Consider the following 19420-nt stretch of genomic DNA (forward strand, 5'->3'; position numbering starts at 1 on the left):
GCGGGCCCGCGCGTTCAATCCAGCGGCAGGGCGACCATCGACAGCATGGCGGCGGTGCCGCCGCAGGCGATCCAGCCCGCGTGGTTCGCCAGGCGCAGGTCCCAGCGGCGCACGGTCAGCCGGGCCAGTGCGACCGCCGCGATGCAGAACGCCGCGGCCAGCGCCATCCAGGCACCGCGCGAGAACACCACCACCACGGCCGGAACCGCCAGGTTCATGTACATCAGTACGCCGATCCGCCGGGGTCCCCCGGCGGGCTCGAACACCCGATCAGGATCGTGTCCGTCGCGACGCAGCCGGCGATCGAGCAGCCAGACGGTCGCGCCCGACCACACGGCGAGCGCCAGCAGCCCGTAGGCCGCGACCGCGGCCCAGGTCGGCACCTCAGCCGCCGCGGCGGTGGCGCAGCCAGGCGCCGATCGCGCCGCAGACGACGCCGATCGCCAGGCCGAGGCCGATCCATTGCAACAGGGTCACCGGAAGCTCCGCAGACGAATCGGATACGGCCGGGCAGGGTACCAGCCCGGCCCGCGCCCCGGAATGCGCGACGGGCGCTCAAGGCGCTTCGCCCTCGGGCACGTAGACCATGCGCCCGTCCGGCAGGCGGTAGGTGACGCCCGCGCGCACCCCGCCGCCCTCGCCGATCTCGTCGGTGGACTCGTAGCGGGTGAGTTCCTCGCCCTGCTTGATGGTGATGCGCATGTCGGCCTCGCCCGGGTTCTCGATCACCACCGCGTTCGCCTGCGAGAACGGGTTCAGCGGGTTGCGCACGATGACGATCATCAGGATGCCGATCACGACCAGGAACAGGTCGATCAGGTTGACCACCGACAGGATCGGATCGTCGGCCTCGTCGCCTTCCAGGAAGCGCATCAGCCCGCCTCCGCCTGCGCGCGCTCGATCGCGCGCAGTTCTTCCAGCAGCCAGCGCCGGCGCACGGTCAGCACCAGGAAGGCGATGCTGGCCGCGACCAGCGCCAGGATCACCGCGGAAAACGCCACCACCAGGTTCTCGCCGACCGCCTGGGCGTCGTTGCGGGTCAGCGCCAGCAGCGCCGGGCCCATCGGGATCATCGTCGCCACCAGGCCCAGCATCGGCGCGGTGCGCGCGACGATCCGCAGCCATTCCAGGCGCTTGAGGATCCACAGTTCGAGATCGTCGGAGGTCGCCGCCGCGCCGCGCGCGTGCGCTGCGGCGAGCTCGGAGCGGTGGCGGCCGCGGCGGCGCTGCAGCGCTTCGAGCAGGAACTGGCCGAGCACGCAGAACGCATAGGCCAGCGCGAACAGGATCAGCAGCAGCACCGGCCACAGGAACAGGTGGGCGATGTCGTAGAGCAGGGCTTCGAGGGCGTTCATGGCGTCTGGACGTTGGGGAGGGACAGGGCGGCCTGGGCGCGGCGATAGCGCCAGCCGCCGAGGCCGAGGCCGCCGGCCAGCAGCGCCAGCAGGGCGAACGGTCGCCACGGGGGGCCGGCGGTGGCGGTGGCCTCGGCGGCCACCTCGCGCAGTACGCGGCCGCGCACGGCGGGGGCTGCGGCTTCGGCAGCGGGCGGCGCTTCAAACGCCGCGGCGGGCGCGGGCGGTGCCGGGGCGGTGGGTGCGATGCCGAACCCGGCGGCCGGTGCGGGCGCGGCGTCCGACGGCGCGGCGTCGTCGCTGCGCGCCATGCGCGCGTCGAGCGCCGCCAGCCGCGCATCGAGCTCGGCGCGGGTGGCGGCACCGGCCTCCCACAGGCCGCGGTCGATGGCCTCGCGCAGGCGCCGGATCATCTGCGCCTGCGCGGCCGGGTTGGCGGCCTCGAACCAGGCATCGATGCCCAGCGCGCGCGCGTCGCGCACGTAGGTGTCGTGGATCGCCTGCCACTGCGCGTCGCGCACCGTCGAGGGCGCGGCGACCTGCCAGCCGAACAGGTTGTTCACCGTGTCCAGCACCTGCAGGGTGCCGGCGTAGCCTTCGGCCTGCATCGCGCGGATCCACTGCGGGTTGAGCTGGCGGCTGCGCAGTTCGTCGGCGAGGAAGCGCGCGGCGGTGGCGATGCGCGGCGCGTTGCCGCGGGTGTCGGTCACGTACAGCGCCGGCTCCCGGCCGTCGAGGTGGCGGATCGCGGTGGCCAGGCCGCCGAGGTATTCGAACGGGTGATCGGTCGAGAGCAGGCCGTGGGTGTGGGAGGAGCGCGAGAGCACCGCGGCATCGGTGCCGCGCAACTGGTCGGCGAACAGGTTGCCGCCTTCCAGCGCCACGCCCCAGTCGCGCGCGCCGTAGGCGTATTGCAGGTTGGCCAGGAAGGTCCCGGCGAGCGCGGCGTCGCCCTTGTCGGCGCCGGCCTCGTCGGCCAGCACGCGCTCGGAAAAGCCGCTGCCGTAGGCGCCCGGCGCGTTGCCGAAGATGCGCAGCGCCGCCAGCGCCCGCGCGCGCCGCGGATCGACGCCGCGCGCGGCCAGCGCCTCGGCCTGCATGCGGACGTTGCGCGCGAGCGGATGGTCGCCGGTGTCGGCGAGGCGGTCGATCGCATCGGCCAGCAGGCGCATGAAGCCGTCGAACTGGTCGCGGTAGACACTGGTGACCTGCAGCACCACGTCGATGCGCGGCTGCTCCAGCTCGGCCTCGGGCACGATCTCCAGTGCGGTCACGCGGCCGGCCTGGTCCCAGACCGGGCGCAGGCCCAGCGCGTGCAGCACTTGCGCTTCCAGCACGCCGAGCTGGCGCATCGCCTCCGAGGACCACAGGCTGAAGGCGAGCTTGTCCGGGTCACGCCCGTGCTCGGCGCGAAACGCCTCGACCAGCTGCGCCAGCGCCTCGCCGCCGGCCTCGTAGGCGGCGCGGGTGGGGATGCGGTCGGGCTCGAACGGGTACAGGTTGCGGCCGCTGCGCAGGCTCGGGTCGCGCACCGGATCGCCGCCGGCGCCCGGCGGCACGAAGCCGCCGGCCAGGCCGCGCAGCAGCGCCTCGATCTCCTGCGGATCGGCCAGCGCGCGTTCGCTCCGGCGCGCCTGCGCGAGCAGGTCGCGCAGGGCGGGGTCTTCGACGGCGGGGCCGTCTTCGGGCAGGCGGACCTGCAGCCAGCGCCAGGCCGGGTTGCTCTGCAGGGCCTCGGCGTCGTCGGCGAACAGTTCGTCCGCGTCGAGCCCGAGCGCGGCGTAGTACGGCGTGCCGAGCTGCTGCATGACCGTGGCGATGCGGTGTTCGGGCGCGGCGGGCCGGCCGAAGGTGTGCAGGCCCAGCGGCATCGCGCTGCGCGCCAGTTCGTGGAGCTGGTCGTGCAGCGCCTGCGCGAAGGCGTCGAAATCCCGCAGCGCCTGCGCGCGGGTCCAGCCCACGTCCTCGCCGATGCCGGCGGCGAACGCGGCATCGACCAGCCGCGCGGCGGTACGCGTGCGCACGCCGCCGTCGTCGAGCTGCAGCAGTTCGTGGACCAGCGCATGCAGGTCGCGCAGCTCGTCGTAGAGCCCGGCCGGCGCGAACGGCGGCGTCTGGTGGCTGACGATGACCGCGCGCCCGCGGCGCTTGGCCTGCACCGCCTCGCCCACGTTGTCCTGGATGTAGGGATAGAACACCGGCAGGTCGCCCAGCATCGCGAACGGCCAGTCGTAGGCCCACAGCCCGCGATCCTTGCCGGGCGTCCATTCCTGGGTGCCGTGGGTGCCGAAGTGGATCAGCGCGTCGGCGCGCAGGCCCTGGCGCAGGTACAGGTAGGTGGCCAGGTAGCGGTGGTCGGGGATCGCGGCCAGGTCGTGGCTGGACTCGCCCGGGCGCGCGCCGCGCGGCGGCTGCGGCAGCACCGCCAGCGCGCCCAGTTCGAGGCGCGGCAGCAGCAGCACCTCGCGGCCGTCGATGCGGCGCACCGCGGGGCTGTCGGCCGGGGCGCCGTGGCGTGCCAGCAGGGCCTGCCGCTGCGCCGCCGGCAGCGTCTGCAGCCAGCGTTCGTAGTCGGCCAGCGGCAGTGCCGCCGCCAGTCCGCGCGCGTGCAGCGCATCGAGGGTCTCGGGCCGGTACAGGCCGCCCAGCAGCGCCTGCGCGTCGTCGATCAGGCGGCGCTCATCCGCCGGCGTCACCCGGTAGCCGGCCTCGGCGAGCGCCGCGGTCAGGTGTTCCAGGCTGCGCGGCACGTTGAGGTGCGAGGCCGAGAGGTTGGCCTCGCCGGCGGGGTAGTTCCAGAACATCAGCGCCAGCCGCTTGTCGGCGTTGGCGGTGCGGCGCAGCGCGGCCAGGCGCGCCAGCTTCGCGGCCAGCAGGTCCACCTGCTCGGGGATCGGCACCTGCGCGCCGTCCTCCACCGCGCCGACCACCAGCGGATCGCTGGCGCCGAAGCCTTCGGGCACGGCGAGGAAGGTCGGCACCAGCGGCATCGGCACCCCGCTGGCGGCCGCGCGCCACTGCGCGGGCGGGCCCTGTCGCCAGTTCAGCGCCTGCAGGACCGGCACGTCGAGCCGCGCGAATTCCTCGCGGCGCAGGCCCACGTCCTGCAGGTGGGTCAGGTTGACGATCGCGTCGACCTCCAGGCCGTCGAGCGCGCGCTGCAGGCCGTCGGGCGCGGTGCTGTCGAACCACGCGCCGAACGCATGCACGCCGTGCGCCCGCGCCGCGGCGACGATGGCGTCGAGCACCGCGGTCTGCAGACCGGCCACCGCGCCGGGGGCGACCAGGATCGCCGCGGTCGGCATGGCGGCGTCGGCGCCGTCGCGCTCGCGGCGCCAGCGGCGGTAGTCGGCGGCATCGGCGAATACCCGCGCGGCGTCCGGGTGGTAGTAGCCGGTGGCGGGCATCGGCACCGGCGGCGGCACCGCGTCCGCGTCGCCGCCGCCCAGGAACGCGGCGAGGTAGGCGGCGAGATGGCGGAAATTGGCCGCGCCGCCGCCGGCGTAGTAGCCGGCGATGCGCCGGACCTGCGGCGCCGACAGCCCGCCGGCGGCCGGCGGCCCGCCGCCGATGCGCACCCAGCGGAGTCCGGGCGCGGCCAGCCGCCCGCCCAGCGCCTCCTGCACCGCGGCGGCGTCGGACGGGCGCGGGGTGTCGAGCAGCAGCAGGTCGCTCGCGGCGACCACCGCATCCAGGTCGCTGCCGACGGGCGCGTGTTCGAAGCGCACGCCGGTCTCGCGCGCCAGCGTGTCGATGCGCGCGATCTTCTCCGGCAGCACGAAGTCGCTCGTCACCACCGCGATCCTCAGCGGCGCCTGCGCCGCGGCCGGCGCGCAAGCGAGCGCCGCCAGCCACAGCAGGCAGCCTGTCGCCCAGGTGCGCACGTCAGAAACCCAGCTCCACCCGCGCGTGCACGTAGCGTCCGGTCTCCGGGTACGGATACAGCGCGGAGGACGGATCCAGCCGCTTGTCGGCGAGGTTCTCGATGCCGCCGCGCAGGGCGATGCGTTCGCCGATGCGGTAGCCCAGGTCCAGCGACCACAGCGGATAGCCGGGCAGGCGCACCAGGCCGCCGTCGCCGGTCTGCCACTGCGCCCCGGTGTAGTCCAGGCGCAGCCCGGCGTTCCAGGCCTCGTCGGTCCAGCGCAGCCCGGCATGGCCGCTGTGGCGGCTGCGGCCGGTCAGCGGCCGGCCGGCCACGAGGTCCTCCGCATCGAGCCAAGTGTAGTTGAGCTCGGCGTCGAAGCCCGCCGGCAGTTGCGCGCGGAGCCCGAATTCCGCACCGCGCAACCGCGCCTCGGCGACGTTGACGTAGCTGCGCCGCTCGGCGCCGCGGATGCCGCAGGCGGCGGTGCACACGGTCTGGATCAGGTCTTCCAGGTCGTTCTGGAACACCGTGGTCTCCAGCGACAGCGCATCATGGGCCCAGGCCAGCGCCAGCTCGTAGGTGGTGACCGTCTCCGGCTTCAGCGCCGGGTTGCCGACGATGGTGAACATGCCGCCGCCGCCGACCGCGGCATAGCCGGGCGAGAGATTCTTCAGCGTGGGCGCCTTGAAGCCCGCGCCGAGGCCGCCCTTGAGGGCGAAGCCGTCGCCGAACGGGTACACCGCGTAGGCGCGCGGCGAGTGATGCCAGCCGAAGGTGTCGTGGTGGTCGGCGCGGTTGCCGAGCACCAGCGACAGCGCGCCCAGGTCGATCTCGTCCTGCACGAACAGCGCGCGCTGCACGCGGGCGTCGCGGCCGGCGGCGTTCACGCTCGCGTCCTGCAGCCGCTCGCGCCGCCATTCGGCGCCGGCGCTGACGCGGTGGCGCTGGCCGAGGCCGAGGGTGGCCAGGCCGTCGACGATGTCGTCGGTCAGCGACTGCGGGCCGGTCGCCGCGCCGAGGTCGCGGGTGTTCTCGCGGTCGAGGGTGGACCGGTAGGCGCGGACCTGGGTCTCGCCCCAGCGCCAGCCGCCACGATGCGACACGGTGGTCTGGCGGCGGTCGATGTCGTCGCGGCTGCGGTAGACGTAGGGCGCGCGCCCGGCCTGCAGCGCGTCGCGCTCGCGGCGTTCGCGGCCGACGAGGTGGCTGACGTCGATGCGCTGGGCGTCGTCCGGCGTCCACGCCAGCGCCACGCGCGCGGTGTCGGCGTCGCGGCCTTCCTGCTCGGTGAGGCGGGCGTCGGCCGGGTCGCGGGTCGGGTCCTTTTCGCGGTGCTCGGCCTGGAAGCTCATGCCGAGACGATCGCGCAGCAGCGGACCGGCCAGGTGCACGCCGGTCTGGGCGACGCCGCCGCCGCGCCCACCGGTGACGATCCCGCCGCCGTGGCGCAGGCCGCCATGCCAGGCCTCGCCGGCGGCGCGGGTGATGATGTTGACCACCCCGCCCAGCGCCTCGGAGCCGTACAGCGAGGACATCGGCCCGCGCACCACCTCGATGCGCTCGATCGCCTCGGCCGGGATCCAGCCGAGGTCGAAGTCGGCGTGCGCGATCGCATCGCTGGCCGGGTTGATGCGCTGGCCGTCGACCAGCACCAGGGTGTACTCGCTGTCCATGCCGCGGATGCGGATGCCGCGCCGGCCCATGCCGATGCCGTCCAGGCTCACGCCGGGCGTACCGCGCAGGGCATCGGCCAGGTCCAGCACCGGGCGCTCGAGCAGGTCCTCGCGGGTGACGACGCTCATCGACGCCGGCGCGTCGGCCAGCGTGCGCTCGGTGGCGGTGGCGGTCACCACCAGGGTGTCGAGGTCGCGCGCGGCGGTGTCGGCGAAGGCGGGAAGGCAAAGCAGGGACAGCGCGCCGGCGAGGCCGGCTCGAACGGGGACGGTGGGGAACACGGGGTACCTGCGGACGGGTTTTCGGGTGGAGAGGAGGCTGGATGCGGCGGCGAGCGGCCCGCGCTGCCGCGACGACGAACCCGTCCCTGGGGGCGGCGCGGCCGGAGCCGGCGCGGAAGCCGCCCGGTAGCGCACGACAGCGCCGACCGGCGCTGCCGAATAGTAATGATATAACATGACGTGAACGAGCGCAGCCGCTGCCCGTTCCCCACCCCGCGCCGGCCCCGGCCCGACACCGGATGGCGGTCTTCGCCGCGCCGGTTTCCTCCACCCTTGACCGCCGCCCCGGCAGCGCCTAACGTGTCGCCGCCGAGGTTTCATCGCTTCATCCGAATGGAGCGATTGAATTAAAAGGGAAGCCGGTGCGGATCCTCGCGATCCCAAGCCGGCGCTGCCCCGCAGCGGTAGGTGGAAACGAACTTCGCCATCAGCACTGGAAGCGCCAGACGCGACCGGGAAGCGGCGGACAGTAGGAGGAGCGCACGCGCTCCGCGTCCACGAGCCCGAAGACCTGCCCCGGCCGGCCGGCGCGCGCAACGGCGCCCGGCCGTACGACCTGGGACTTCCGCGGGGAGGTCGCCGGGGCGTTCCGCCGCGCCTTGCCGCGCCGGCGGCGCGCCCGTGCCCGTTCCGCGCAGGTGCCGGTTCGCCCGAGGGAGGCGAAGGTCGGCCGGACGACGCGCGCGCCGCCAGGCGCGTGCGCGCACGGCCGCCCGCGTCCTCCCGCCACCCACGCACGAGGACACGACATGGCACTGGTCACCAATCTTGGATTCCCCCGCATCGGCGCGAAGCGCGAGCTCAAGCGCGCCGTGGAGGGCTACTGGCAGGGCGACCTCGCGGCCGAGGCGCTGCAGGAGGCCGCGCGCGCGCTGCGCCTGCGCCACTGGCGCCTGCAGCGCGAGGCCGGCGTGGACCTGCCGCCGAGCAACGATTTCTCGCTCTACGACCAGGTCCTCGACGCCGCGTTCTGCGTCGACGCGGTGCCCGAGCGCTACCGCGCGCTGGCCGATGCCGATCCGCTGGCCGGCTACTTCGCGCTGGCGCGCGGACACCAGCGCGGCGGGCTCGACCTGCGCGCGCTGGAGATGACCAAGTGGTTCGACACCAACTACCACTACCTGGTCCCGGAGCTGCACGCCGGCCAGCGTTTCCGCCTGCGCGACGACAAGCCGGTACGCGAGTACCTGGAGGCGAAGGCGGCGGGCATCGAGACCCGTCCGGTGCTGATCGGGCCGGTCACCCTGCTGTGGCTGTCCAAGACCACCGACGGCAGCGACCGCTTCGACCTGCTCGACGCGCTGCTGCCGGTCTACGCCGAGCTGCTGCGGCGGCTGCACGATGCCGGCGCCGGCTGGGTACAGGTGGACGAGCCGGTGCTGGTGCTCGACCTCGACGCGCGCGTGCGCGACGCCTACGCGCGCGCCTACGCCGCGCTGGCGCAGGGGCCGCGGCCGCAGCTGCTGCTGGCGACCTACTTCGGCGCGCTCGGCGACAACCTGCCGCTGGCCGCCGGCCTGCCGGTGGACACCGCCCACGAGACCGCGCTCGACGAGGAATTCCGCGGCTGGCTGGCGTTCGCCCGGCAGAAGCTGGAGGAACTGCGCCTGCTGGCCGACGCGCTGGCCGACGAGGGCGCCGTGGCCGATGCGCTGGCGCAGGCGCGCGCGCGGGTGGAAAGCCGGCGCCGCTCGCCGCGGGTACACCGGCCGGAGGTCGCCGCGCGGCTGCAGGGCCTGGCCGAGGTGCTCGCGCAGCGCCAGTCGCCCTACCCGCGGCGCGCCGAGCTGCAGCAGGAGGCGCTGGGCCTGCCGCCGTTCCCGACCACCACCATCGGATCCTTCCCGCAGACCCACGAGGTGCGGCAGGCGCGCGCCCGCCATCGCGCCGGCAAGCTCTCCGATTCCGATTACCGGGCCTTCCTGGAGGCCGAGACCGAGCGCTGCGTGCGCATCCAGGAGGAGATCGGCCTCGACGTGCTGGTGCACGGCGAATTCGAGCGCAACGACATGGTCGAGTACTTCGGCGAACAGCTCGACGGCTTCGCGTTCACCAGGAACGGCTGGGTGCAGAGCTACGGCTCGCGCTGCGTGAAGCCGCCGGTGATCTACGGCGACGTGGCGCGCCCGGCGCCGATGACGGTGCGCTGGTCGGCCTATGCGCAGTCGCTGACCCAGCGGCCGATGAAAGGCATGCTGACCGGCCCGGTGACGATCCTGCAGTGGTCGTTCGTGCGCGACGACCAGCCGCGCGCCGAGACCTGCCGGCAGATCGCGCTGGCGCTGCGCGACGAGGTGCAGGACCTGGAGGCGGCCGGCATCCGCGCGATCCAGATCGACGAGCCCGCCCTGCGCGAGGGCCTGCCGCTGCGCCGCGCCGACTGGGCCGCCTACCTCGACTGGGCGGTGGAGAGCTTCCGCCTCAGCGCGGCGGGCGTGCGCGACGAGACCCAGATCCACACCCACATGTGCTACTCGGAGTTCAACGACATCATCGAGGCGGTCGCGGCGATGGACGCCGACGTGATCTCGATCGAGACCTCGCGCTCGCGCATGGAGCTGCTGGATGCGTTCGTGCGCTTCCGCTACCCCAACGGCATCGGCCCCGGCGTCTACGACATCCATTCCCCGCGCGTGCCCGACGCCGCGGAGATGCTCGAACTGCTGCAGAAGGCCTGCGCGGTGATCCCGCCGGCGCAGCTGTGGGTGAACCCGGACTGCGGGCTGAAGACGCGCGCCTGGCCGGAGACGCGCGCCGCGCTGGAGGCGATGGTCGCCGCCGCCCGCGTGCTGCGCGCGCAAGCCGCCGCCTGAGCGCGGGCTGCCGGATCGACACCGACCCGCAAGGTCGAAGTCGTTCCTTCTCCCGCGGGGGCATCCTGTCTTGCTCCCGCGAGCGGGACCATGTTGTTCCTTCTCCCGCGAGCGGGCGCATATCGTCCCTTCACTGCGGCGTGCCCCCATCCGCCTTCGGCACCTTCCCCCGCTCGCGGGGGAAGGGAAAAACAGGGTGTTCCCCGCTTGCGGGGGAAGGAAAAGGCAGCATGGCTCCCCGTTTGCGGGGAGGCGCTTCTCGCGCTGGATGTCGATGCACCCTAGGGCGCGCGCGCCTCGTCGCGATCCGGCGCGGGACGCAGGCGCAGCACGCCGGGCTCGGAGGCGTCCAGCGCGACCGGGTAGGCGTCGGCGAGCGCGCCGGCGAAGGCGGCGGCGCCGTCACTGCGGAACACGCCGGTGATGCGGATCGCCGAGAGGCCATCGCCGTCGAGGACGATGCGGCCGTGGCCGTAGCGGTTGAACTCTGCCGCCGCGTCCGCCAGCGACGCGTCCTCGAACACCAGCCGCCCGCTCAGCCAGGCCGGCGCGGCCGTCGCCCGCAGCGGTTCGATCCGCGGCGCCGTCAGGCCGTCGCCCAGCCGGGCGCGCTGGCCGGCGACCATCCGCACCGGCACCGCCGCGGGGCCGCGTGCGTGCTCCGGTGGCAACAGCAGCACTTCGCCCTCGATCAGCGCCACCTCGGCCGCGCGTTCGTCGCCGCGCAGCTCGAACGCGGTGCCGACCACGCGCACGCCGCCGTGGCGGGTACGCACCGACAGCGGGCGCGCCTCGTGGGCGACGCGGAAGAAGGCGCGGCCGTGGTCCAGGACCATCCGGCGCTCGTCGTCCAGGTAGGCCACGCGCAGCCGGGTGTCGGTGTCCAGGGTCACCCGGGTGCCGTCTTCCAGCGACAGGCTGCGTTGTTCGCCGACGGCAGTGGCGTATGTCGTGTCCGCGGCCGCCGGCGGCCGCAGCGCCCAGGCGCCGATCGCCGATGCCGCGAGCGTGGCGGCGGTCGCGAGCCCGAACAGCCACCGCCGGCGCGCGCCGGTGCGCCCGATCCCCGCAGGGCCGTCCGCCAGGCGCCGCGCGATCTCCGGGTGCGGCGCGTGTTCGCCCGCTTCCGACCACAGCCGCTCCAGCCGCTCGTAGGCGCTGCGGTGGCGCGGATCCGCCTCCAGCCATGCGGTCCAGCGCTGCGTGTCGGCGGCGGTCGCGTCGTCCGAGCGCAGCCGCGCGAACCAGGCGGCCGCCTGCTGGCGGACCGGGTCGCCGCCCGCGATCGATTCGAGTTCAGGCTTCATGCTCCGCCCAGCTTCGCGTCCAAGTGCAGCAGCGCGCGCATCATGTGCTTCTCCACAGCGCTCGCGCTGATCCCGAGCCGCTTGGCGATGGCGCTGTAGGTCAGGCCATCATATCGCTGCAGCAGGAACACCTGGCGACAACGCGGTGACAGCTCGTCGAGCGCCTGCAGGAAACGTCGCAGGCGCGCCTCGTGTTCGTAGACGCGCTCGCAGGACGGTTCCTCACCCGGCAGGCCCGGCGCCGCGATCTCGATCGGGACATGGTCGGCCGCGTGGTGGCTGCGATCGCGGCGGAAGCGGTCGCGCAGCAGGTTGGAGGCGATGCGCAGCAGATAGGCCTCCATGTTGGCCACGCCGGCCAGGCTCTGCGCCGTTTGCTGGCTCAGCCGCGCCAGCGTTTCCTGGGTCAGGTCCTCGGCGTCTTCGCGCGAGGCGAGGTGGCGCATGAAATAGCGCATCAGCGCCGGCCGGTGGCGTAGCGCCAGCTGGCCGACATCGCGCGCATCGGCGTGCGGCACGGCGGCTGCGGGCGCCTGGCCGGTGGCGGGGCGGTTCATTGGGGGTGGGGGCGACGACGGACGGGCGTTCCCGACCCTACGTCAAGTCCCGGTGCGCCGGCAAGGTGAGGAATCCGCGCAGCGCTGCGTCTACCCCAATGAAGGATCGCTCGACCCGTCATGGACGACCGCCAACGGCTTACGACCATCGAGGGGAATACATGAGGGGTTCCGGGACACACGGCGATCGCCGGCTTTCGCTTCGTCCGCTGGCCACGGCGCTGGCCGTCGCACTGGGCGTCGCCACCGCGGCCGCGCCGGCCGCGGCGCAGACCGCCGCGCAGCACTACGCGATCGAACGCCAGCCGCTCGGCTCGGCGTTGAACGCGCTCGCCATCGCCGCCGACCGCCAGATCATGGTGGCGCCGGAACTGGTCCGCGGCCTCGAGGCGCCCGGGCTTTCCGGGCGCTACACGCTGGACGAGGCGCTGGGCCGGCTGCTGGCCGGCACCGGGCTGTCGTACCGCGAGAGCGAGGCCGGGGTGATCATCGTCCCGCTCGAGCGGCCCGCCGCCGCGACGCCGCCAGCCGCCGCGCCGCAGGCGCAGGGCGCGCCCTCCGGCGCCACCGAGCTCGACGCGGTGCGCGTCTCGGCCTCGCGCATCGACCGGCCCGACTTCGTCTCGCCGACGCCGATCCTGCCGATCAGCGCCGAGGAACTGAGCCTGGACACGCGCACCAACGTGGGTGCCGCGCTCAACGACCTGCCGCAGTTCCGCGCCACCAGCTCGCCGCAGACCACCGGTTCCAACACCGGCGCCGGCAACGCGCCGGTGGACCTGCGCGGCCTGGGCATCAGCCGTACCCTGGTGCTGCTCGACGGGCGCCGCGTCTCCGGCGACAACGACCTCAACACCATTCCCTCGGTGCTGGTGAAGTACGTCGACGTGGTGACCGGCGGCGCCTCGGCGGCCTGGGGCTCGGGCGCCGTCGGCGGCGTGGTCAACATCACCCTCGACCACGACTTCACCGGGGCGAAGTTCGGCGCGCAGGCCGGCCGCTCGACCTATTCCGACGGCGACGAGCGTCGCTTCGAGGGCGCCTGGGGCGCCGACTTCGCCGACGGCCGCGGCCACGTGCTGATCGGCGGCGAGTACCTCGACAACGACGGCATCGTGCCGCGCAGCGCGCGCGAGCGCGCCGGGCGCTGGTCGACGCTGTCGATCGACGGCACGCCCACGCTGATGCCCGACGTCGGCTTCTCCGATGCCGCCATCGGCGGCCTGATCTCCGGCGCGAAGGACGCGGCCGGCAATGCGCTGGAGGGCTTCTCGCTGATCGGCAAGGCGTTCAACCCCGACGGCTCGCTGCGCGACTTCGACTACGGCACCGTCGTCGGCGCGCTGATGAGCGGCGGCGAAGGCCCGTCCAACGACGACTACAGCCCGCTGAGCGCGCCGCAGCAGCGCTACTCGGCGCTGGCCAGCGTGCGCTACGACCTGACCGATGCGGTGCGCATGACCGCCGACCTGCGCCACTCGCGCATGTACAACGACTACATCTGGTTCGGCGACCACAACCGCGGCCAGTCGCTGTCGATCGGGATCGACAACGCCTTCCTGCCGGACGAGGTGCGCGCCGAGATGCTGGCCGCCGGCGCCAGCAGCCTGACCCTGGGCCGCTTCAACAACGACATCAACTACCCGCACATCGACTTCGAGCGCCGCACCACCCAGGCCACGCTCGCCTTCGACGGCTACGCCGGCGACGACTGGCGCTGGAGCGCGTACTACTCGCACGGCGAGGCCGAGCAGAACTTCGACACCCCCGGCTTCGTGCTGCGGCAGGAGTGGGCCAACGCGATCGACTCGGTGATCGACCCCGCCAGCGGCCAGCCGGTGTGCCGGGTCACGCTGAACGATCCCAGCGTGCACTGCGTGCCGATCGACCTGTTCGGCGAGGGCGCGCCGTCGCAGGAGGCCGCCGACTACGTCACCGGCACGCCCAGCCAGCGCTCGACCGTCAGGCTCGACACCTTCGGCGCGAGCCTGCGCGGCGAGCCCTTCGAGATGCCGGCAGGCGCGGCCTCGGTGGCGGTCGGCGTGGAGGCGCGGCGCGAATCGATCGACCAGCGCGTCGGCGCGCTGGACGCGGCCAAGGCCTTCCGCTCCTTCAGCTTCAATCCCATGAAGGGCAGCTTCAACGTCAAGGAGCTGTTCGGCGAGGTGCTGCTGCCGATCGCCAAGGACCACCCCGGCCTGCGCGACTTCTCGCTCAACGCCGCCGCGCGCGTGTCCGACTACTCCACCACCGGCGCGATCTGGTCGTGGAAGCTGGGCGCGACCAACGAGTTCTTCCCGGGCTTCCGCGGCCGCGCCGCGCGCTCGCGCGACATCCGCTCGGCGAACCTGTCGGAGCTGTACACCACCAGCACCACCGGCTGGAGCTACGTGCTCGATCCGGCGACCGACCGCACCGTCTACGCGCTGAGCAACGGCGGCGGCAACCCCGGCCTGGTGCCGGAGACCGCCGACACCCTGACCGCCGGGGTGACCTGGTCGCCGCCGGCGGTGGAGGGCCTGGACCTGTCGGTCGACTACTTCGACATCCGCATCCAGGACGTGATCACCACCATCGGCCTGCAGGACATCCTCAACCGCTGCGCGGCCGGCAACGCCGCCATGTGCGCCCGCGTCGAGCGCGACGCCGCCGGCGAGATCGTCCGCATCGTGTCCACCTACACCAACCTGTCGGAGTACCAGACCGACGGCGTGGACGTGGAGATCGCCTACCGCCGCCCGGCGACGCTGTTCGGCGTCGGCGGCACCCTGACCGCGCGCACGCTGGCGACCTGGATCCACAGCCTGACCACCGACGACGGCGTCAACGACATGGAATACGTCGGCTCGCAGGGCTACGCCTTCGGGCTGGGCGTGCCGAAGTGGCGCGCCGTCTCCAGCCTGGGCTTCGCCAGCGACCGCTTCTCCGCCCACGTGCGCGCCCGCTACATCGCCGCCGGCCAGTACGATCGCAACCAGGCCATCGTCAACGGTGCGATCGGCAGCTACGTCTACTACGACCTCGGCGCCAGCGCGCGCCTGGGCGAAGGCCGGCAGGTGGAGCTGTACGCGGCGATCAACAACGCCACCAACAAGCTGGCGCCGATCGGCTCGACCTTCTCGCCCTACTACGACGTGATGGGGCGCTACTACACCGCCGGCGTGCGCCTGAACTTCTGACCGCCATGCCCTGCCGTCCACCGAACCACGGGAATCGAATGAACCCTCTCCTGAGCACCTTCCTGGGCCTGGCCCTGACCGCCGCGGCGGCGACCGCGCACGCCGAGGTGGCGCCGCCGGCCGCGGTGCTGGCCGACGGCGTACCAAAGATCCCGGCCGCCACCGCCGAGGCCACCCGGCCCTACCTGGAGTTCCGCAGCGCGGGCTTCCTGGGCTGGAACCCGGCCGACCGCTCGATGCTGATCAAGACCCGCTTCGGCAACACCGACCAGCTGTTCCGGGTCGCGGCGCCGGAAGGCGCGCGGCGCCAGATCAGCTTCGAGCACGAACCCACGCCGTTCGCCACCCACGCGCCCGCCGGCGGCGAGGCGCTGGTGGTGCAGAAGGACGTCGGCGGCGACGAGTTCTACCAGCTCTACCGCCTGCAGGACGGCCGCCTGACCCTGCTGACCGACGGCAAGAGCCGCAACTGGTTCGGCGCCTGGAGCCGCGACGGCCGCCTGATCGGCTATTCCTCCACCCGCCGCAACGGCGCGGATGCCGACCTGTACGTGATGGACCCGCGCGATCCCGCCAGCGACCGCCGGGTGGCGACGGTCGCCGGCGGCGGGTGGAACATCAGCGACTTCTCGCCCGACGGCACCCGCGCGCTGGCGATCGACCGGCGCTCGATCGACCACGCGGCGATCCACGAGATCGACCTGGCCAGCGGCCGGATCACGGCGCTGACCGATCCCGCGCAGGCGGTGTCCTACGCCTCGGCGCGCTACGCCGCCGACGGCCGGATCTGGGTGCTGTCCGGGCGCGACTCGGACTTCGTGCGCCTGGGCAAGCTCGACCCGCGCAGCGGTGCGTTCGTCGCGCTCAGCCCGGAGGCGCCCTGGGACGTGGACGAGTACGCGGTGGCGCCGGACGAGCGCTTCGTGGTCTACGCCGTCAACGAGGCCGGGGTATCGCGCATCCGCGTGCTCGACCCGGCCAGCGGCGCGGTGCGCGAGGTCGAGGGCCTGCCGGCCGGCGTGCTGCACTGGAGCTTCGGCGACCCGATCCAGATCGCGCCCTGGGGCGAGATCGGCCTGAGCCTGTCCGCGGCCGGCGTGCCGGGCGACGCGTTCTCGATCGATCCCGACACCCTGGCGGTGCGCCGCTGGACCTTCAGCGAGGCCGGCGGCCTGGACCTGTCGCGCAACCGCGAACCGGAGCTGGTGGAGATCGAGAGCTACGACGGCGAGCCGATGTCCGGCTTCCTGTACCGGCCCGACCCCGCGCGCTTCCCGGGGCCGCGGCCGCTGATCGTCGACATCCACGGCGGCCCGGAAGGGCAGAGCCGGCCGGGCTTCCTCGGCGCCGACAACTACCTGGTCAACGAGCTGGGGATCGCGATCTTCCTGCCCAACGTGCGCGGCTCCTCCGGCTACGGCAAGCGCTTCCTCGGCCTGGACAACGGGCCGTGGAAGCGCGAGGACTCGGTGCGCGACATCGGCGCCTTCCTGGACGCCCTGCAGCGCGATCCGGCGCTCGATGCCGAGCGCTTCGCCGTGTACGGATTCTCCTACGGCGGCTACATGTGCTACGCATCGGCGGTGCACTACAGCCCGCGCCTGCGCGCGGCCAGCTGCGCGGTGGCGATCTCGGACTTCGTGACCTTCCTGGAGAACACCCAGCCCTACCGGCGCGACCTGCGCCGGGTCGAGTACGGCGACGAGCGCGATCCGGCCCAGCGCGCCAAGCTCGGCGAGATCTCGCCGCTGCGCAACGTCGAGCGCATCCGCGTGCCGCTGATGGTGGCCACCGGCGGCAACGACCCGCGCGTGCCGGCCTCGGAGGCGGAGCAGATCGTCGCCGCGGTGCGCGCGCACGGCGGCGAGGCCTGGCACGTGCTGGCGCGCAACGAGGGCCACGGCTTCCACAAGCGCGAGAACCGCGACTTCATCTTCTGGGCCGGCGTGGAGTTCTGGAAGCGCACGCTGCTGGACGCGCGCTGAGGCGGCGGGGGCGCGGCCGCCGCGCGGTATGCTGGGCGCAGCCCGCCACCTCGCCGAAGCCGTGCCCGTTCGACGCCCGCCCGCGCCCGCCGAAGACCGCAGAACCGGCGTCGTCGTCCTCGAGGACGACGACGCGCTGCGCGAGCACATCCTGCTGCCGGGGCTGCAGGACTTCGGTTTCGACGTCGTCGGCGCGGCCAGCGCCGGCGGCCTGTACCGCGCCATGCTCGAGCGCGGCTTCGACCTGGCCGTGCTCGACATCGGCCTGCCCGACGAGAGCGGGCTCAGCGTGGTCGCGCACCTGCGCAAGGTCTCGCCGCGCATGGGCGTGGTGATGCTCACCGCCAACCGCGAACGCGACGACCAGGTGCGCGCGCTCAGCCACGGCGCCGACGCCTTCCTGCGCAAGCCGGTCGACATCGAGGTGCTGGCGCTGACCCTGCGCAACCTGGCGCAGCGGCTCGCCGGCGTGGAGGCGTCCGGGCCCCGCGAGCCGGCGGCGCCGGCCGGGCGCTGGCGGCTGCAGTCCGACGGCTGGTGCCTGGCCTCGCCCGAGGGGCGGGTGGTCCCGCTGACCGCGTCCGAGCGCAGCGTGATGCGCGCGCTCGACGCCCGGCGCGGCCACGCGGTCGCGCGCGAGGCGCTGATCGCGGCACTGGTGCAGGACGTCGATGCGTTCGACCCGCACCGGCTGGAGATGCTGATGCACCGGCTGCGCCGCAAGGCCGCCGGCATCGCCGGCGCGGGCGAGGCGCTGCCGCTGCGCGCCGCGCGCGGCGTGGGCTACCTGCTGGCCGGCTGAACCGCGGGTCCGGCCAGGGCGTCGGCCGGCGCCGCCAGCGGCAGGCGAATCTCGAAGCGGCTGCCCTCGCCGACGCGGCTGTGCGCCTCGATGCGGCCGCCGGCGGCCTCCACCATCTCGCGCACCAGCGACAGCCCCAGCCCGGTGCCCTCGCCGGCGGGCTTGGTGGTGAAGAACGGCTCGAAGACGTGCGGCAGCACGTGATCCGGGATGCCGCAGCCGTCGTCGGCGAGCCGCAGCAGCGCGGTGTCGCCCTCGCGCGAGCACTCGATCGCGAAGCGGCCGCGCTCGCCGACCGCGTCGCGCGCATTGGCGGCGATGTTGAGCACCACCAGTTCCAGCTGGTCGCGGTCCATCGCCGCCGTCAGCGCGTCCTCCGGCGCATCCAGGCGCAGCTGCACGCCGGCGCGGAACAGCTGCCGCAGCATCGGCTGCAGCTCGCGCAGCGCCTCGCCCAGGTCGAAGCGCTCGGGCCGGCCTTCCGGCCTGCGGCTGAAGTTGAGCAGCTTGCGGCTGATCGCCAGCGCGCGGCGCGAGGCGATCTCGATCCCGCCCATCGCGTCCACGAGCGCCGCGGTGCCGCGATCGGCCAGTTGCTCGCGGCGCCTCGCGTAGCCGGCGATGACGTTGATGATGTTGTCGAAGTCGTGGGCGACGCCCGAGGCCAGGCGGCCGACCAGCTCCATCTTCTGGGCGTGGATCAGCTGCTCCTGCGCGCGTTCGCGCTCGGCCATTTCCTGCCGCAGTTGCGCGTTGACGCGCTCCAGTTCGTGGCGCCGCCGGTCGGACTCGGCCAGGCTCTCGCGCAGCGCGGCCACGGTGCGGTCCAGCAGCAGGGCGATCAGCAGGTAGGCGCCGACCGTCACCAGCGCCAGCCCGGCCAGGCGCAGCGAGGAGTGCCCGGGCGTGCCCAGCGAGCGCGCCAGTTCCGCCAGCGCGCTGGCCACGCAGATCGCCGCCAGCACCGCGAACACGCCCCACAGCGCGCGCCGCCCCAGCACCAGCCCGCCGATCGCCAGCGGCAGCAGCGGCACCGGATCGTTGGTCAGCTCGCCCACCCCCAGGCGCGAGTACGCGATCGCCAGGCTGACCAGCAGCGCCACCACGAAGAACTTCACCCCCGCCCGCAGCAGGCCGCGGCGGATCAGCCAGAAGCTGACCCAGGACACCGTACCGACCAGCAATGTGCAGGCGAGACCGAACCAGGCATCCGGCGGGATCGGCGGATGCGGCTCGCGTAGCCGCACCGTGTACAGCGCCACGCTGGAGAAGGTGATCGTGCCCACCGCAGCGAACAGCAACTGCAGGAAGGGCGCATTGCGGCGGTCGACCGGGTCGGCGATCGGGGCCGAGCCGAGCCAGCGCCAGAACGAACGGAACGTGGAACCGGTGCGCAATGTAAGGGCCGCAAGGGTGTAACCGCCGGCCAGCCTATCCCAATCTCACCCTTGGCGTGGGGATTTGAAATATTCCTTTGTCTTCAACGATTTGCGTGAGTGACATCGGTTTGAAACCTTGGTCATGATCGGCCCTCGCGGAGGGCGTGCATCGCGTCGTCCGCCGACAGGATGCCGGCCACTTCCGCCCGCACGGCGAGCA

Annotated in this window: 12 protein-coding genes and 1 riboswitch; of the genes, 4 read left to right on the plus strand and 8 right to left on the minus strand. The window is 73.5% G+C overall.

Annotated features, from left to right (window positions below):
• Window positions 1-14 precede the first annotated feature (14 nt).
• The 5 genes from Z164_RS0118350 to Z164_RS0118375 all read right to left on the minus strand — a co-directional run bounded on the left by Z164_RS0118350 (window position 15) and on the right by Z164_RS0118375 (window position 7178).
• Window positions 15-383, minus strand: a complete 369-nt coding sequence (locus Z164_RS0118350; protein WP_024892132.1) for a hypothetical protein — start codon at window positions 381-383, stop codon at window positions 15-17.
• 172 nt (window positions 384-555) lie between these two features.
• A complete protein-coding gene (locus tag Z164_RS0118360) occupies window positions 556-873 on the minus strand; it encodes a DUF2149 domain-containing protein (protein ID WP_024892133.1) in 318 nt (105 codons plus the stop codon).
• Window positions 873-1355, minus strand: a complete 483-nt coding sequence (locus Z164_RS0118365; RefSeq protein WP_024892134.1) for a MotA/TolQ/ExbB proton channel family protein — start codon at window positions 1353-1355, stop codon at window positions 873-875. Before Z164_RS0118365 ends, Z164_RS0118360 begins: the two co-directional genes overlap by 1 nt.
• Entirely contained in the window at window positions 1352-5239 is a 3888-nt protein-coding gene (cobN, locus tag Z164_RS0118370) for a cobaltochelatase subunit CobN (protein WP_024892135.1), read from the minus strand. The genes Z164_RS0118365 and cobN overlap by 4 nt, the downstream gene beginning before the upstream one ends.
• A gap of 1 nt (window position 5240) precedes the next feature.
• Entirely contained in the window at window positions 5241-7178 is a 1938-nt protein-coding gene (locus tag Z164_RS0118375) for a TonB-dependent receptor domain-containing protein (RefSeq protein ID WP_043690885.1), read from the minus strand.
• A 295-nt stretch (window positions 7179-7473) separates the two neighbouring features.
• Window positions 7474-7711, plus strand: a riboswitch (cobalamin riboswitch).
• A 216-nt stretch (window positions 7712-7927) separates the two neighbouring features.
• Between Z164_RS0118375 and metE the strand changes: the two genes are divergently transcribed.
• The gene (metE, locus tag Z164_RS0118380; RefSeq protein WP_024892137.1) at window positions 7928-9991 is read left to right on the plus strand and encodes a 5-methyltetrahydropteroyltriglutamate--homocysteine S-methyltransferase; all 2064 of its coding nucleotides are present in this window, start codon (window positions 7928-7930) and stop codon (window positions 9989-9991) included.
• A 281-nt stretch (window positions 9992-10272) separates the two neighbouring features.
• On the opposite strand, the gene Z164_RS21565 is transcribed toward metE, so the two are convergent.
• Both Z164_RS21565 and Z164_RS0118390 read right to left on the minus strand, forming a co-directional pair.
• A complete protein-coding gene (locus Z164_RS21565) occupies window positions 10273-11298 on the minus strand; it encodes a FecR family protein (RefSeq protein WP_024892138.1) in 1026 nt (341 codons plus the stop codon).
• Window positions 11295-11855 carry an RNA polymerase sigma factor gene (locus Z164_RS0118390; RefSeq protein WP_024892139.1) on the minus strand — a complete coding sequence of 187 codons (561 nt, stop codon included), beginning with the start codon at window positions 11853-11855 and terminating at the stop codon, window positions 11295-11297. The genes Z164_RS21565 and Z164_RS0118390 overlap by 4 nt, the downstream gene beginning before the upstream one ends.
• Before the next feature lie 161 nt (window positions 11856-12016).
• Here Z164_RS0118390 and Z164_RS0118395 point away from each other — a divergent pair, with 161 nt between their 5' ends.
• The 3 genes from Z164_RS0118395 to Z164_RS0118405 are packed head-to-tail and all read left to right on the plus strand — an operon-like array spanning window position 12017 to window position 17821.
• A complete protein-coding gene (locus tag Z164_RS0118395) occupies window positions 12017-15034 on the plus strand; it encodes a TonB-dependent receptor (RefSeq protein WP_024892140.1) in 3018 nt (1005 codons plus the stop codon).
• A 38-nt stretch (window positions 15035-15072) separates the two neighbouring features.
• Complete coding sequence (locus Z164_RS0118400) at window positions 15073-17019, plus strand: S9 family peptidase (protein ID WP_024892141.1); 1947 nt, start codon at window positions 15073-15075, stop codon at window positions 17017-17019.
• Window positions 17020-17047: 28 nt separating this feature from the next.
• A complete protein-coding gene (locus tag Z164_RS0118405; RefSeq protein WP_024892142.1) occupies window positions 17048-17821 on the plus strand; it encodes a response regulator transcription factor in 774 nt (257 codons plus the stop codon).
• On the opposite strand, the gene Z164_RS0118410 is transcribed toward Z164_RS0118405, so the two are convergent.
• On the minus strand, window positions 17803-19218 hold the full coding sequence (locus Z164_RS0118410) for a sensor histidine kinase (protein ID WP_024892143.1): 1416 nt from the start codon (window positions 19216-19218) through the stop codon (window positions 17803-17805). The genes Z164_RS0118405 and Z164_RS0118410 overlap by 19 nt on opposite strands.
• Window positions 19219-19420: the final 202 nt, after the last annotated feature.

Source organism: Luteimonas huabeiensis HB2, from assembly GCF_000559025.1.
GTDB classification, from domain to species: Bacteria; Pseudomonadota; Gammaproteobacteria; order Xanthomonadales; family Xanthomonadaceae; genus Luteimonas; species Luteimonas huabeiensis.